Raw genomic sequence first — 15,178 nt, forward strand, 5'->3', positions numbered from 1 at the left:
GACCCGATGAACGGCTTTCCCTTCGACACCGAACTGGTGACGCAGCTTATCGCCGGAGCGAGCGTCGCGCTTGCGATCGTCGTGGTCGCCTGGCCTTATCTGGGGTCCGATCGCCTCGCCGCGCGCATGCGCCAGATCGCGGAGGAGACCGATGGCATCCGTCGCCGCGAACGCGCGGCCCTCCTGGATCGCCGGGATGCGCTGACGCGAGCCCCTCCGAAGCGGCTCTATCAGTTGATCGTCAAGCAGCTCAATCTCGGTGCCAAGGCGGATGATGCGACCATGGCGCGCCTTCTGCAGCAGGCCGGCTATCGCGGCAGCGGCCAGGTGGTGAAGTTTCTCGCCGCCCGTGTCATCTCCGCCGCGACGATGATGATCGCCGGCCCGTTGTATCTTTCGCTCGTCGCCGGCCAGCCGCCGTCGATCGTGCTGGTATCGGTGATCTTCTGCGGGGCGCTCGGCTATTTCGTACCGGTCGTTGCGATGAAGAACCGGGTTCAGAAGCGCCAGACCTCGATCCGGCGCGCCTGGCCCGAGGCGCTTGACCTGATGCTGATCTGCGTCGAGGCGGGGATGAGCGTCGAGGCAGCGTTCCGCAAGGTCTCGGGGGAAATCGCCGTCCAGTCGGTCGAACTCGCCGAAGAGCTCAATCTGACGACCGCCGAGCTCTCCTATCTGCAGGATCGGCGCAAGGCGCTCGAAAATCTCGGCGCGCGCACCGATGTCGAGGGTGTGCGGGCGGTCGTCACGGCTCTTATCCAGGCCGAGCGCTATGGCACGCCGGTCGGCCAGGCGATGCGCGTTCTCGCTCAGGAAACCCGCGACATGCGCATGGCGGAAGCCGAGAAGAAGGCGGCAGCCCTGCCGCCGAAGCTCACCGTCCCGATGATCGTGTTCTTCCTGCCGGTCCTGTTCGTGGTCATTCTCGGACCGGTTGCGGTCCAGGCATTGTCGCAATGAGGGCGAACAACGAAGCCACCATTCCGGCGTGGCTCAAAAGTCTTGCCGCCGACCGTCAGGGCTCGGTCAGCATCATCGCCGGCATCGTTCTGCCGGTTGCGGTGATCGGCCTCGGTTTCGGAGCGGAAACCGGCATATGGTACTACAAGCAACGCCTGATTCAGCATGCCGCCGATGTCGGCGCGCATGCCGCCGCCGTGCGCAAACGCTCCGGCGCTTCCTACCAGACCATGCGCAACGCCGCGCTCTTCGTGGCGAGCGAGAGCGGTTATACGGGCACCAACGACGCCTTCATCGTCAACGATCCGCCGACGAGCGGACCGAACCAGGGCATTGCCGGCATGGTCGAGGTGAAAATGACCATCGACCAGCCCCGTCTGTTTTCAGCCATCATCTCATCCGATCCCCTGACCTTCAGCGGCCGGGCGGTCGCCAAGATCAGCGAAGCGTCGAAAGCCTGCATTCTCGCGCTCGACACGACGAGTTCGGGCGCCGTGACGGCCTCGGGCTCGACCTCCGTCGCGCTCGACGGCTGCGACATCGCCTCCAACTCGAACGCCGCCGACGCCTTCGCCATGGGCGGCGATGCGGCCGTCGAAACGGGCTGCGTCGTGACGGTGGGCGAGGCAGCGACGACCAGCGCGCTGACCCTCAATGAATGCGCCGCTCCCAAGGAGAATGCGCCTCTCATCGCCGACCCCTACCGCGACGTGGTGGAGCCTGCGGTGCAGGGCACCTGCATCGGCAAGAATGTCGGCAACACCAAGAACCTGACGACCCTCACCCCGGGCGAGAATCATCCGAGTGGAATCACCGCCATGCGCTTCTGCAGCGGGCTGCAGATCAAGGGTGACACGCATTTCGACCCGGGCCTTTACATCATCGAGGGGGGCACCCTCACGGTGAACGGCGATTCCGCGAAGGTGACGGGGGAAGGCGTGACCTTCTTCCTCACCGCCGGAGCGGAGGTCAAGTTCACCGGCAACGCCTCGCTCGACCTCGCGGCGCCGACCTCGGGACCTTACGCCGGTCTTCTTTTCTTCGGAGGCCGCGACCAGCTCGATCTCGGTCACACCATCGCCGGGACATCGGATTCGGTCCTCGACGGAGCGATCTATCTGCCTGGCTCGGACATCAAGTATCGCGGCAATTCTTCGGGCGCCAACGGATGCACCCAGATCGTCGCGAACACGATCGATCTCAGCGGCAATTCCTCGCTTGCCTCGAACTGCACCGCGAATGGCGGCCGCGACATCATCTCGGTCGCCGCGGTGACACTCGTCGAATGAGCCCGGATGCAGCCTGAACGTCGTGGATGGGCAGGCTTTCGAGCCGCTCTGCCCGATCAGGCTTTGTGTTGCGCCGTAGGGCGCTGGTGGAGCAAGCGGCGTAGGTGCAGATCCTTGCAATAGCGAAGCGTCGGAGCCGGTTGCAGCGATGGTCCCGGCGAAGTCAGTCGGGGGTTAGGTAGCCGAGCGAGCAGTGCGGCCGCTGTGTGTTGAAGTCCAGGGCCCAGTCGGCCCTCAAGTCGCGCCCGTGGCTGCTGCGAGACGCTGCTACTCGGCTTCGGTCGGACCGGTCGCGCAGTCATTCTCGACGACACCTGTCGTCCGGACCCCAATCGCATCGACAATCACTCTTGCGATCCGAAGATCGACGGCCCCTTGCGTCTCCGGAGCGATCCGAATTCCGCGGCTGAGGAAGTACGCGTCGATCTGTTGACCGCAATTCGGGCGGAATTCCCGAAGTGCGCCTGCATCGTCAGGCTTCTCAACGAATTGGCCGGCAATCGCTCCGAAGGCGTCGTCCCAAAACGGTGACCACTGCCCACCCTCGAACTTCCCGCAGTAGGTCTGAAAGAAATCCGAGCATTAAGCGTTCATCTGCTCGTAGCTTGGACGAACGAGCCCCTGGCGAAGATTCGACCATCGATCGGCGAGCTCGGCCATCGGCCTCGGAAGTCTCACCCGGGCTTCGCCGACGTCTTTTCTCCGCAGCGACTGCTTCTCCAGCGTCCGTCCGACCAAGCCGACGAGATCGCCCGGGACGCGGCCGCGAAGACAGTAGACACCGCTCTTCGGATGCTTCCGGGGACGAGCCGTACGCAACACCATGTGTACCACCTTTGTGTACCACGCGGCGATTGCGAAACCCTTGCGCTAGAGAGTGTAAAGTGAAATCAATGACTTAGATTGGTTCTGGCGGAGAGGAAGGGATTCGAACCCTCGATACCGTTTCCGGTATACTCCCTTAGCAGGGGAGCGCCTTCGACCGCTCGGCCACCTCTCCACACCGCCCGGATACCATATTTCCGCGCCTTCGCAACCCGTGATCCGGCAGTTTCATGCAAGCCGGGGCCCGCGCGGACGTGGGACCCGGGTTGGTGGGTCGCGAAAACAGTGCGGGTTTCCGCAGTCGAGGTGCTGGCGCTGCCGGCGTCGGCCTCGCACGCGCCGCTTTTCCCCGCGAGCCTCAGGCGGTCGCCAGGAAGGGTGGGCGCCTGAGGTCGAGGGTTGCCGGGAAGGACGGGTCGGCGAATTCGCGCACCGGTTCGAAGCCGCCGGGCGTGTGGCCGATGTCCTGGAAACGGGCGAGACGGCGCGCTTCGGCCTCGTAGGAATTGACCGGGAACACGTCGTAGTTCCGGCCGCCCGGATGGGCGACGTGATAGACGCAGCCGCCGAGGGAGCGCCTGGTCCAGCGATCGTAGATGTCGAAGGTGAGCGGCGCGTGGACGGGGATCGTCGGGTGCAGGCCGGACGCCGGCTGCCACGCCTTGAAGCGCACCCCCGCGACCGCCTCCTTGCCCTTGCCGGTCGCCATCATTGGCACTTCGCGGCCATTGCAGGTGACGATGTGGCGGGCGGGGTCGAATTGCGAGAGCTTCACCTGCAGCCGCTCGACGGAGGAATCGACGAAGCGCACCGTGCCGCCGATCGCGCCGGTCTCGCCCATCACATGCCAGGGCTCCAGTGCCTGGCGCAGTTCCATCGTGATGCCCTCGCGCTCGATCTTCCCGCAGAAGGGAAAGCGGAATTCGGCCTGGGCCTCGAACCATTCCGGCCGGACCGGATAGCCCGAACGGTTGATGTCGGCCAGCACGTCGGTGAAATCGGCCCAGACGAACACCGGCAGCATGAAGCGGTCGTGCAGTTCGGTGCCCCAGCGCACGAACTTGCCGGTCTGCGGCTCCTTCCAGAACTTCATGATCAGCGCCCGGATCAGAAGCTGCTGGGCGAGGCTCATGCGCGCGTCCGGCGGCATCTCGAAACCGCGGAACTCGACAAGGCCGAGACGCCCCGTCGGCCCGTCCGGCGAATAGAGCTTGTCGATGCAGATTTCGGCCCGGTGGGTGTTGCCGGTGACGTCGATCAGGAGATTGCGGAACAGCCGGTCGACGAGCCAGGGCGGCGTCGAGAAGGAATCCTGCGTGACCTGCGCCATGGCGATCTCGAGCTCGTAGAGCTGGTCGTGCCGGCCCTCGTCGATGCGCGGCGCCTGGCTGGTCGGGCCGATGAACAGGCCGGAGAACAGGTAGGAGAGGGACGGGTGACGCTGCCAGTAGAGGACCAGCGATTTGAGCAGGTCCGGCCGGCGCAGGAAGGGCGAGTCCAGTGGCGTGGCGCCGCCGACCACGACATGGTTGCCGCCGCCGGTGCCGGCATGCTTGCCGTCGATCATGAACTTGTCGGTGCCGAGCCGGGAATGGCGGGCATCCTCGTAGACGCCCATGGTGATCGCCTTCGCCTCCTCCCAGGAGGCCGACGGGTGGACGTTGACCTCGATCACGCCAGGATCGGGGGCGACCCGGATGACGTTCAGACGCGGATCGTGCGGCGGGCCATAGCCCTCGATCTGCACCGGCAGGCCTTCGCGCTCGGCGACTTCCTCGATGACGCCGAGAAGGTCGAGATAGGCCTCGACGAACTCCAGCGGAGGCATGAAGACGCAAAGCTTGCCATCGCGCGGCTCGATCGAAAGCGCGGTGCGGACATGGCCGACGATTTCGCCGGAAGTCGGCACGAAGCTCCCATAGCTCGGATAGAGGCCGCCGGCGGCCCCGCCTTCCTGCGGCAGCGGCTGAAGCGGCTCCATCCACTGGCTCATGCCGTCCATGGATTGGCCCATGCCGGCACGGCCCGGAGCTTCCGCTCCGCCGCGGCTGTTCTGCTGCATCTCGACCCGGCCCCATTGCTGGCGGTTTTGCGGCGGCAGCGGCGGAAAGGGCTGGGTCGGATCGTCGGGGTGGATGAAGGGGAAGTCGGCGGGGCCGAGATGGGGCAGGGCCGCCAGCGGCAGCCTGTAGCCCATGGCGGAATCGCCGGGCACCAGATAGAGGTGGCGCCGCCGCGTCGACCAGCGCTCGGAAAACCAGCGCACGCCGCGGGCCCGCGCCTGCCACGCCTGGACGGGAAGCACATGACCTGTCGGCTTGGACAGGCCGCGCTCGAAGACGCGGGCCAGCCGGGCGCGCTCCTCCCGGTCCTCCAGCTTGGAATCGGTCGGCTCGACATTGCCGGGAAGCTGGGATTCGCGGAGCAGCCAGTAGGCGGCGTCCTCATAGGCCGGCAGCACGTTGTCGGAACTGACGCCGACGGTTTCGGCCACGGCGCGGGCGAAACGCTCCGATTCCTCCGGGCCGATCGGCTTGTCGGAGGCTTCACGGGCGATCAGTTCGGGGTTCTTCCAGACGGGCGCGCCGTCCTTGCGCCAGTAGAGCGAGAAGGTCCAGCGGGGCAGCGTCTCGCCCGGATACCATTTGCCCTGGCCGTAATGCAGGAATCCGCCGGGCGCGAAACGGTCTCGAAGCCGGCGGATCAGCGTGTCGGCGAGCCCGCGCTTGGTCGGTCCGGTGGCGTCGGAATTCCATTCGGGCGCCTCGAAATCGTCGATCGAGACGAAGGTCGGCTCGCCGCCCATGGTAAGCCGCACGTCGTTGGCCTTGAGCTCCGCGTCGATCCGGTCGCCGAGCTTGTCGAGTTCTTCCCAGCTTTCATCGGAAAACGGGTAGGAGACGCGCGGACGCTCCGACACGCGCGTCACCGTCATCTCGAAGTCGAATTCCACCTCTGCATAGTCGACTGCGCCGGAAATCGGTGCGGCGGAGCGAAAATGCGGCGTCGCGGCAAGCGGCACATGGCTTTCCCCGGTCAGAAGCCCGGAGGTCGGATCGAGGCCGATCCAGCCGGCGCCGGGCAGATAGACTTCCGCCCAAGCGTGCAGGTCCGTGAAGTCGTAGGACGTGCCCGCCGGGCCGTCGAGGGCGACGATGTCGGGCTTCAGCTGGATCAGATAGCCGGAGACGAAGCGGGCGGCGAAGCCCAGATGGCGCAGCACGTTGACGAGCAGCCAGGAGGAATCCCGGCACGAACCGGAGCCCTTCTCCAAAGTCTCTTCGGGCGTCTGCACGCCCGGCTCCATGCGCACCAGATAATCGACCCGCCGTTCGATCGCCTGGTTGAGGCCGACGAGGAAATTGACGGTGCCCTTCTCGCTACGGTCGAGATTTTCCAGGAAATCCGAGACCAACGGGCCCGCCGGCTCGGGCACGAGATAGGCCGCCAGATCGCTCTTCAGCACCTCGTCATAGGTGAAGGGCCATTCCTGGGCCGCTTCCTCGACGAAAAAGTCGAAGGGATTGTAGACCGTCATGTCGGCCAGAAGGTCGACCTCGATCTTGAATTCGGTCGCCTTCTCCGGAAAGACGAAGCGGGCGAGGTAGTTGCCGAACGGGTCCTGCTGCCAGTTGACGAAGTGGTTTTCGGGCAGGACCTTCAGGGAATAGGAGGGAACGCGGGTCCGCGAGTGGGGTGCGGGTCTCAGCCGGATGATCTGGGGCGCGAGATTGACCGGGCGGTCGTATTTGTAATGCGTGACGTGGTGCAGGGCGGCAAGAATCGACATCGGCGCTTTCGTTCATCCGTTCTCATCGGGAGCGAAGCTTATCGCCCTTCCGCGCCGCGGCAAGCGTAGGGACGCGCATTAGTGGATCGGACCAAGCGCGCATAGCGGCTTTTTGTCGAAATCGCTGCCCACACGGGAACCGGTTGTCTGCATAAACATTGACGCGCGCAGTCTTTTCGGCGCCGAAGCCCTGACTCCGCCATCCGGCCTGACTGATTTTGGCGCTGCTGCGATGACGTTTGCACATGGCGGACCGCGTGTGGTTCGAACCGGTGCCCTGCACCTCGAGGACAAAGATGAAACTGTTTTCCTGCCCGGCCTGTGCGCATGTGGTGTTTTTCGAGAATGTGGTCTGCGTGCGCTGCAATCATGCGCTCGGCTACGAGCCGGAGCGCAACCGGATGCTGGCGCTCGAGCCCGACGAGGGCATCTTCGTGGAAGCCGGCACCCATTCTGACGGTGCCCGCTGGAAATACTGCGCCAATTACGAATACGGCGTCTGCAACTGGCTGATCTCCGGCGACGCTTCCGATGTCTACTGCCGGGCCTGCCGGCACAACGTCACCGTGCCGGACACGTCGGACCCGGCGAATCTCGCCCACTGGCAGAAGATGGAAATCGCCAAGCGCCGGATGTTCTACACGCTCATGCGACTGCGCCTGCCGCTCGTCACCCGCGACGAGGCGGAAGAAGGCCTGGGCTTCGAATTTCTCGCCGAGACGCCCGGCGAGCCGCATGTGATGACCGGCCACGATTTCGGGCTGATCACCATCGCTCTGGCCGAGGCCGACGACCCGGAACGCGAAAAGCGCCGCTCCGCGATGGGCGAGCCTTATCGCACGCTCCTCGGCCATTTCCGCCACGAGGTCGGCCACTGGTACTGGGACCGGCTTGTGCGCGATGGCGCCGCCGAAGCGCTTCAGGCATCGCGAACGACCTTCGGGGACGACACGGAAGACTATGGCGTAGCACTGAAGCGCCACTACGAAAATGGTCCCAAGCCGAACTGGCAGGACGAATATGTCTCATCCTATGCCGGCGCGCATGCCTGGGAGGACTTCGCGGAGACTTGGGCGCATTATCTCCATATCGTCGACTCGCTGGAGACCGGCCATTGGTGGGGCGTCTCGGTCGATCCCCGCGTGCGCGATGCGGGTCTTCTGACGACGACGATCGACTTCGACGTCTTTGCGCAGGACACGACGATCGACGATATCGTGGACGCATGGCTGGCGCTTTCAGCCGCGCTGAACTCCTTCAACCGATCGATGGGCCACCAGGATCTCTATCCGTTCGTGATCTCGGACATGGTGAAGGGCAAGCTCGGCTTCATTCATGATCTGGTGCATGGCCGGTTTGGAGCGTGATATCAGGCGCCTCCTCGTGCCCAAGGGCATGCGGGGTGGGCGCGGTCACATGCGGGGTTGGGCGTGATCAGTAGAGCCACATGAGCGTGGGCAGATATCCCATCGTCTGGAGATACTCGACGCCCTCGATCGCCGGAAAGACCGCCAGGAAGTAGAGCGCATCGACGAAGGTCCGCCGGAGCGCCACCGGCGAGAACGCCACCTGGCCGGCATCGCGGTAGCCCGACAGCCTCGGCCAGAAGAGGGGTGTTCGCGCGGCATAGGCATCGTAGGCGGCACCGAACTTGCCCCGCAAAAAGGCGGCCTCGCGGCGCGCCGTGATCAGGAAGACGAGACAGGTCGCAATCCCGAGTGCGGCCGCGATGATGATCGAGCCGAACATCAGCCCGATGCCGGCGGCCCCGATGGTCGAGAACAGGTAAAGCGGATTGTGGGTGAGCGAATAGGGGCCGTCCGTCACCAGTTCGCTGTTCTTCTTGCTCCCGACATACAGGATGCTCCACAGCCGTCCGAAGATGCAGGCGAGAACCAGGGCGAGCCCGGTCATCTCGATGAGCTCGTGGGCGTTCGAAGCTTCGTTCCAGCCCGGACGGGTAAAGAGAAGCGCACCGATCACGAGGCCGCTCAGGATCTGCACGGCGATCAGCCGCTTCTTCTGATCGAATGGCTTGGGCGCGATTGTATGAGACATGGAACCTCTCCTGGGCGAACAATGCGAACGATCGGGCGCATCACGGCATGCCGAGAAAGTTGGGAAGCCAATCGCATACGTCCGATCCGCCAGAAAGGCCAGCCACATCCTGATCTGCCGAGGCCTGCCATCGGCGCCTCGAGACCCCTGGCGTCGATCAGCAGCCGACCTGAGGCGGGGAAAATTCAGCCATTACTTGCGGCGACCCGAGAAAAAGCCCGCTTGCAACTATCAGCATCGCTGTCTGTTTTACTAAAGTAGTATTTATGCAGTTTGACTACGTAACGATAAATTCATTGTTGCTGACGCATGTCTGTTTCATGCCAGTTCTGTGGGTCGACTCTTGTTCCGTGGCCAACGAGATCGCGAGTTCAAGCCACGTCTCAGCGTAACAAGGGTCAAGTTGATGTCGCTATCTCTCTTTCGTGGTAACCTGGACAACCAGAAAACTGCCGCTCTCGACGCGCTTCGCGCCAATGTCATGCTGGCGGATGCGAATTTGTCCATTACCTATCTCAATCCCGAGCTCAAGAAACTCCTCTCCGAAGCCGAAAGCGAACTGAAGCAGGACTTGCCGAACTTCAGCGTTGCAGGTCTGGTCGGCGCCAATATCGACATCTTCCACAAGAACCCCAGCCATCAGCGCAACATGCTGGCCCGGCTCGAGCGCCCCCATAGCGCGACGATCAAGGTCGGCAGACGTGTTTTCGATCTCCTGGTCACCCCGCTGAAGATAGGGGCCGTGACGCAGGGCTTCGTCGTCGAATGGGCTGACGCCAAGGAGAGGCTGCTCAATCTCGACTATGCCAGTCAGATGACCGCCGTCCGCAGGTCCCAGGCGGTGATCGAGTTCACGGTCGATGGCGTGATCACCGACGCCAATGACAATTTCCTTCGTGTCATGGGCTACAGGCTCGACGAAATCGTTGGAAAGCACCATTCGATGTTCGTCGAATCGGGGGCTCGCGAGAGCAGCGAGTATCGGGAGTTCTGGGCCGGTCTGCGCGAAGGCCGGTTCCAGGCGGACGAGTTCCGCCGAATAGGGAAAGGCGCGCGCGAGGTCTGGATCCAGGGATCCTACAACCCGATCGTCGATGCCAATGGCAAGGTGACGCGGGTGGTGAAATACGCGATCGACGTGACGGACCGGGTCAAGGCGGTCGCCACGGTGGGCGAGGCGTTGAGCGACCTCGCGGAAGGCCGGCTCGATCAGCGGATCGACAACCCGCTGCCGCCTGAGCTCGACCAGCTCCGCATCGATTTCAACAAGGCCGTCGAAAGGGTCGAGGCGGCGATGCGCCAGGTCAAGAACTCGACCACGACGATCGGCGAAGGCATGAACGAGATCACCACCGCCGCCAACGACCTCTCGCATCGCACGGAGCAGCAGGCGGCCAGCATCGAGGAAACCGTCGCTGCGCTTCAGGAAGTCACCCGGGGCATCAACGACACGGCCACCGACGCCATGAAGGCCAATGATTCGGCGACGACGGCCTTGCGCGATGCCGAGAACGGCGGTGCGGTCGTTTCCAAGGCCGTCGCGGCGATGAACCAGATCGAGGCCTCTTCGCAGCAGATTTCGCAGATCATCGGCGTGATCGATGAAATCGCCTTCCAGACCAATCTTCTCGCCTTGAACGCCGGTGTCGAGGCGGCGCGTGCCGGCGAGGCCGGCAAGGGATTTGCCGTGGTCGCCCAGGAAGTTCGGGCGCTCGCCCAGCGTTCGGCCGAGGCGGCCAAGGAGATCAAGGGGCTGATCATGACCTCCTCCGAACAGGTCGAAAGCGGCGTGGAACTCGCCCGTGCTTCCGGCAAATCATTGGAGGAGATCGTCGCGCGGGTCGAGGAAGTCAGCCGGTTCGTCGGCGAGATCGCCCGCAACGCCAATCAGCAGGCCTCGACCCTGCGCGAGGTCTCGAGCGCGGCCGACCAGATGGACAAGGTCACCCAGCAGAACGCCGCCATGGTGGAAGAGACGACGGCGGCGGCGAAGAATCTCAGCATCGAGACCAACGATCTTTCCCAGCTCATGCGGCGTTTCCAGACCCGCTCCAGCGGACCGGCCGCCGCCGGCGCTCCGCGCCAGTCCGCTCCCACATCCCGCAACGCCGGCGGCCGGCGCCCGATGAGCCACGGAAACACGGCTCTGAAGGCCGAACCGGCCGGCGAGGCGTGGGCCGAGTTCTGATCCGGTCACGCCATTCCCAGTCCTCAGCCGGCATGATCGAGGGCCCCGCGTCCATCAAGGCGCGGGGCCTTTTCCGTCGAAGAAGCTGGCCCCGATCGACCATCTCGCCGAGCCTCCTCCATTTCGATAAGGATCGCCGATGCGGGTGGCCGAAGAATGCTCTCGGGCGACACAGAGAAAGACGGAGGGGAAAGGCGGATGTGCAATCTCTATTCGGTCACCAAGGGGCAGGCCGCCATTCGCGAACTGACCCGGGCCATGGCCGACAGGACCGGGAATATGCCCTCCATGCCGGCGATCTTCCCCGACACCGCCGCGCCAGTCGTGCGTAATGGCACCGAGGGGCGGGAACTCACCCTCGCCAGGTGGGGAATGCCCTCACCGGCACGGGCGCTGGAAAATCGCAGGACCGACCCCGGTGTGACCAACATCCGCAACACGAAGAGCCCGCACTGGCGCCGGTGGCTCGGCGTGGAGCACCGTTGCCTCGTCCCCTTCACGGCTTTCTCGGAGTACGAAGCCGTCGGGTCCGCAAAGGTCCCTGTCTGGTTTGCAGCCGACGAGGATCGTCCGCTCCTCGTCTTCGCCGGCATCTGGACGAACTGGACGAGTGTGCGGAAGGTCAAGGAAGGGGAGGTGAACGCCGACCTCTTCGGTTTCCTCACTTGCGAGGCGAATCGGACTGTGGGCGCCGTTCATCCCAAGGCGATGCCGGTCATCCTGACGACGGCCGAGGAGCGCGACATCTGGATGCGTGCGGGGTGGGACGAAGCCAGGGACCTCCAACGTCCTCTGCCGGACGATGGGCTCCGCATCGTTGCACGCGGCGAGCGTCAGGATCCGCCGGTGGAGGAGAGTTGATCCGAGGCGAAGGCCTTCGCTTCAAGCCTCGTGTTCCGAACCCTCAGCGGGCGCGCGAACCGAGCTGGCGCATCTCCTCGAGCCAGCCCGCGCGCTTCGTCTCGCTCGCTGCCTCGACCATGCCGTAGAGCGTCTCGCGCACCGGCCGGATTCCGACGAAGTTCAGGATGTTCCGACGCAGGCACGCAATGCCGTGATTGCGGAACCAGAGCCGGTAGACCAGGGCCGGCATCCCCATGGTCACGACCACCCGAGCCGATTTGCCCCTGAGCCGGCCCTTGGGAAAGCCTGCCCCTTCCGAAACATATTCGAAGGCGACCCCCGGCCGCATGATCTGTTCCAGGAACCCCTTCAGCAACGCAGGCATGGTGCCGAGCCAGAGCGGGAAGACGATCACGACGTGATCGCTTGCAGACAGGGCGTCGGCCGCCGGCCGCAGGTTTTCGGGCACCGCTCCCTTCATGAAATCGGCCTGACCGGTCAGGGGCGGAATGTCGAGCGTGACGAGGTCGAGCGTCGTGACCGTATGTCCGGCGGTTTCGGCGCCTTCGCGATAGGCGTTTGCCAGCGCCCGGCAGAGGCGCTCCGGGGAGGGGTCCGGATGTCCGATGACAAGGAGGATGCGCTTGGCCATGGGGTCCTCGCATGGATTGGAATTCCCATCTTGCTGCTTCGCTCGCCTCCGGCGTTGATGAAGATCAATTCCGTGCCTGTTCCAGGCAATAGAATGGGACGGTCACCGGCAGCCGATCGCAGGCGTGAGCGGAGACCTGTCTGCGATCGCCTACCTGTGGACGCGGTGCTTGACGCGAACAGTGTTTTCGCGCGTGCTGGTCCATCGTGAGGGAGGAAGTGGGCGCTGATGGAGACGATGCGAATCTGGGTCCTCGTGGCTGATCCGATGCGTGCGCGCATCGTGCGGGATGCGATGTCGCAATTGTCGGATGGTCCGGCCGAACTCGTGCTTCGCGCCCGCAACCGGCGCGTCAGGAGCGTCATGATGGATTCCGCCGTCTCACGGGCTGTCGCCGAAACGTCGGAGACCAGCGCCGAGGCGAGCCGTCTGCTTCTGGAGGAAGACGTCGAGAACTTCGCCTGCATGCTGGTCGACATCCTCGAATCCCACTATCGCGCGGGCGAATTCGACCGGTTCGCCATCGTCGCGGTCGCGCCCTTCATGGATATCCTGCGTTCGATGCTGACCGCTTCGTTGCGGTCGGTGCTCCTTGCGGCGATCGTTCGAGACCTCACCCGGCTGCCGGCCGCGGAGCTTCGGGCCACGACGAAGCAGATTTTGGCGGAAATGCCGTGATTGCGCGACGCGCGACCATCACGGCGACAGGACCAGAAGCCTTTGCGAGAGGCCGTTCGCAAACGAACCGGATGAAGGCCGGTGCCGCCCGCTGATGAAGAAGAGGAGAACAGACATGAAAGCAACCGTCGCTGCGTCGATCGTGGCGCTCTTTTGCTTCGGGAATTCGACTGCTGCTGTTGCCCAGCCTGAGTTCGGCGACGTGGCGGCCGGCCGGACGGTGGCCGCCGAAATCTGCTCGGCCTGCCACGCCATCGCGGCGGAAGAGAGTGGCGAAAGCCCGGTGCCCGAGGCGCCCAGCTTCGTTGACGTCGCCGCAACATCGGGGATGACGGCCACGGCCCTGTTCGCCTGGATGACGACCTCCCATCCCACGATGCCGAACATCATTCTGTCTCCGGAAGAGCTGAGGAACGTCGTCGCCTACATCCTCTCGCTTCAGGACCCCACCTGAGGCGACGGGCCTCTTCTTCCGACTTCCCTTTGTCCGTCCCCGTACGGTGCCTGCTTGCCGTGAACGCCTTGGCTTGTCCGGCCGACACAGCTATCGACGTTGATGATCAGCGCTTGAAGCAGGTATTGTGTTGCTCACCGATGGTCGGCAAGATGCCCGCACGTGTTGTATCGATCCGCAAGGGCGGGCCTCGGAGAGTTTCCGCATCGCAGAAGGCCCAGGCCCGGGTTTCGGAATTCGCTTGGTGGAACGGACTATCTGGTCATCAGAATGGATGTCGCCAAAGGACGCGGCCTGACGGGGCCCCGTTTCGCGACCAAAGATGTGTTGGTGGCAGGATGAACCAGACGATGGCGGATGTCTGTCAGTGGTGCAGGGGGAGCAATCGTTCGGTCTGCGCCGCGGTCCCGCTGCATTTTCACGAGGAAATCCGGCGGATATCGCATATCCGCACCTTCGAGGCCGGCACCACGATCGCCAGCGAGGGGCATGAGGCACTGTTCGTGGGAACGGTTCTTCGCGGTGTCCTGCGGCTGGTCAAGACGCTGGCCGACGGCCGCCAGCAGATCGTCGGACTGCTGTTTGCGTCCGACATGTTCGGACGGGTCTTCTCCGACGAGATGCCGTTTGCGATCGAGGCGGCGACGAAGGTCGAGCTCTGCATGGCGCCACGCCGCCGCTTCGAGACGCTGCTTTCGCGGCACCATGAACTCGAGCACGAGATCCTGATCCGCACGCTGGACGAACTCGATGCCGGGCGAAACTGGATGGTCGTTCTGGGCTGTCAGAACATGCTCGAGCGCGTGGCGGCGTTCCTGGCCATCCTGACCATCCGGGAGCATGTTCTGGAAGACGCAGCCGAAGGGTCGGAGCGGGCCGCCATTGTCGAGGTGCCGCTCAGCAGGGCCGATATGGCCGCCTATCTGGGAACGACGCTGGAAACGGTGAGCCGATCGATTCACCGCATCGCGGATCACGGTGCGATCGAGATCATCGACCCCCGCCAGTTCCTGATCAAGGACTGGCCGGCCCTCCTGCGCCTGTCGGGCCGGTCGGATCTGACGAGCCATCAGTTCCTCGGCCGCTTCTCTGGACATGACGACAACATGCGCACGCTGTCGGAAGCCTGCTGACGGTTGGTTTCGCGTTCTGGCCCTTCGGGCTTTGCATCCCGTTCAGGCATGGGCCGAAGCCCATCCCGCAGGTTCTTTGCGTGTCACATTCGTGTCTGCACTGCCGTGGGACATTCCCATGGCGAAGGTCGTCGGCCCGGATTTGATCGGCATCAAGGACGGCGGGCTGAAAATGGTGCTGTGTCGCGATGCGTCGCCGCCTTCGTTCGAAAGCGCGTCGCTCGTTTCCGAAGCCACACCGCCTGGTGGCTTCGTTCTTTCGAAGCGAATGCGGATCATCGACCGCCTTCAACGGGAACGCCTCTGAG

14 protein-coding genes and 1 tRNA gene are annotated in these 15,178 nt (G+C 64.1%); 9 read left to right on the forward strand and 6 right to left on the reverse strand.

The genetic code is table 11. The features are described 5' to 3' along the window. Window positions 1–6: 6 nt before the first annotated feature. A complete protein-coding gene (locus MF134_RS16895; RefSeq protein WP_255340643.1) occupies window positions 7–960 on the forward strand; it encodes a type II secretion system F family protein in 954 nt (317 codons plus the stop codon). Continuing rightward, on the forward strand, window positions 957–2,249 hold the full coding sequence (locus MF134_RS16900; protein WP_255340644.1) for a hypothetical protein: 1,293 nt from the start codon (window positions 957–959) through the stop codon (window positions 2,247–2,249). The genes MF134_RS16895 and MF134_RS16900 overlap by 4 nt, the downstream gene beginning before the upstream one ends. Window positions 2,250–2,412: 163 nt before the next feature. Here the strand turns inward: MF134_RS16900 and MF134_RS24215 are convergent, their stop codons facing one another. The 4 genes from MF134_RS24215 to MF134_RS16915 all read right to left on the reverse strand — a co-directional run bounded on the left by MF134_RS24215 (window position 2,413) and on the right by MF134_RS16915 (window position 6,864). Next, entirely contained in the window at window positions 2,413–2,547 is a 135-nt protein-coding gene (locus MF134_RS24215) for an integrase core domain-containing protein (RefSeq protein WP_457590018.1), read from the reverse strand. Between the two features lie 284 nt (window positions 2,548–2,831). After that, on the reverse strand, window positions 2,832–3,074 hold the full coding sequence (locus tag MF134_RS24080; RefSeq protein WP_369695435.1) for a DUF6538 domain-containing protein: 243 nt from the start codon (window positions 3,072–3,074) through the stop codon (window positions 2,832–2,834). Between the two features lie 85 nt (window positions 3,075–3,159). Then, window positions 3,160–3,249: transfer RNA gene (locus MF134_RS16910), tRNA-Ser, on the reverse strand. A 183-nt stretch (window positions 3,250–3,432) separates the two neighbouring features. Next, window positions 3,433–6,864 (reverse strand): transglutaminase family protein, encoded by a 3,432-nt coding sequence (locus MF134_RS16915; protein ID WP_255340645.1) that lies wholly within the window; start codon window positions 6,862–6,864, stop codon window positions 3,433–3,435. A gap of 296 nt (window positions 6,865–7,160) precedes the next feature. Between MF134_RS16915 and MF134_RS16920 the strand changes: the two genes are divergently transcribed. After that, window positions 7,161–8,231 (forward strand): zinc-binding metallopeptidase family protein, encoded by a 1,071-nt coding sequence (locus MF134_RS16920; protein WP_255340646.1) that lies wholly within the window; start codon window positions 7,161–7,163, stop codon window positions 8,229–8,231. A gap of 67 nt (window positions 8,232–8,298) precedes the next feature. Here MF134_RS16920 and MF134_RS16925 read toward each other — a convergent pair whose 3' ends face one another. Further along, window positions 8,299–8,922 carry a methyltransferase family protein gene (locus MF134_RS16925; RefSeq protein WP_255340647.1) on the reverse strand — a complete coding sequence of 208 codons (624 nt, stop codon included), beginning with the start codon at window positions 8,920–8,922 and terminating at the stop codon, window positions 8,299–8,301. Between the two features lie 406 nt (window positions 8,923–9,328). On the opposite strand from MF134_RS16925, the gene MF134_RS16930 reads away from it, so the two are divergent. Further along, a complete protein-coding gene (locus tag MF134_RS16930; RefSeq protein WP_255340648.1) occupies window positions 9,329–11,110 on the forward strand; it encodes a methyl-accepting chemotaxis protein in 1,782 nt (593 codons plus the stop codon). A 198-nt stretch (window positions 11,111–11,308) separates the two neighbouring features. Continuing rightward, the gene (locus tag MF134_RS16935; RefSeq protein ID WP_255340649.1) at window positions 11,309–11,971 is read left to right on the forward strand and encodes an SOS response-associated peptidase; all 663 of its coding nucleotides are present in this window, start codon (window positions 11,309–11,311) and stop codon (window positions 11,969–11,971) included. A 43-nt stretch (window positions 11,972–12,014) separates the two neighbouring features. Here the strand turns inward: MF134_RS16935 and MF134_RS16940 are convergent, their stop codons facing one another. Further along, complete coding sequence (locus MF134_RS16940; RefSeq protein ID WP_255340650.1) at window positions 12,015–12,605, reverse strand: NAD(P)H-dependent oxidoreductase; 591 nt, start codon at window positions 12,603–12,605, stop codon at window positions 12,015–12,017. 228 nt (window positions 12,606–12,833) lie between these two features. On the opposite strand from MF134_RS16940, the gene MF134_RS16945 reads away from it, so the two are divergent. The 4 genes from MF134_RS16945 to MF134_RS16960 all read left to right on the forward strand — a co-directional run bounded on the left by MF134_RS16945 (window position 12,834) and on the right by MF134_RS16960 (window position 15,177). Beyond that, the gene (locus tag MF134_RS16945) at window positions 12,834–13,283 is read left to right on the forward strand and encodes a host attachment protein (RefSeq protein ID WP_255340651.1); all 450 of its coding nucleotides are present in this window, start codon (window positions 12,834–12,836) and stop codon (window positions 13,281–13,283) included. Window positions 13,284–13,398: 115 nt separating this feature from the next. Next, window positions 13,399–13,737, forward strand: coding sequence for a c-type cytochrome (locus tag MF134_RS16950; protein ID WP_255340652.1), 339 nt, complete (start codon window positions 13,399–13,401; stop codon window positions 13,735–13,737). A gap of 338 nt (window positions 13,738–14,075) precedes the next feature. Further along, entirely contained in the window at window positions 14,076–14,870 is a 795-nt protein-coding gene (locus MF134_RS16955) for a Crp/Fnr family transcriptional regulator (protein WP_255340653.1), read from the forward strand. Window positions 14,871–14,988: 118 nt separating this feature from the next. Beyond that, entirely contained in the window at window positions 14,989–15,177 is a 189-nt protein-coding gene (locus tag MF134_RS16960; protein ID WP_255340654.1) for a hypothetical protein, read from the forward strand. Window position 15,178 lies beyond the last annotated feature (1 nt).

The organism is Jiella marina (assembly GCF_024359545.1).
GTDB lineage: Bacteria > Pseudomonadota > Alphaproteobacteria > Rhizobiales > Rhizobiaceae > Jiella.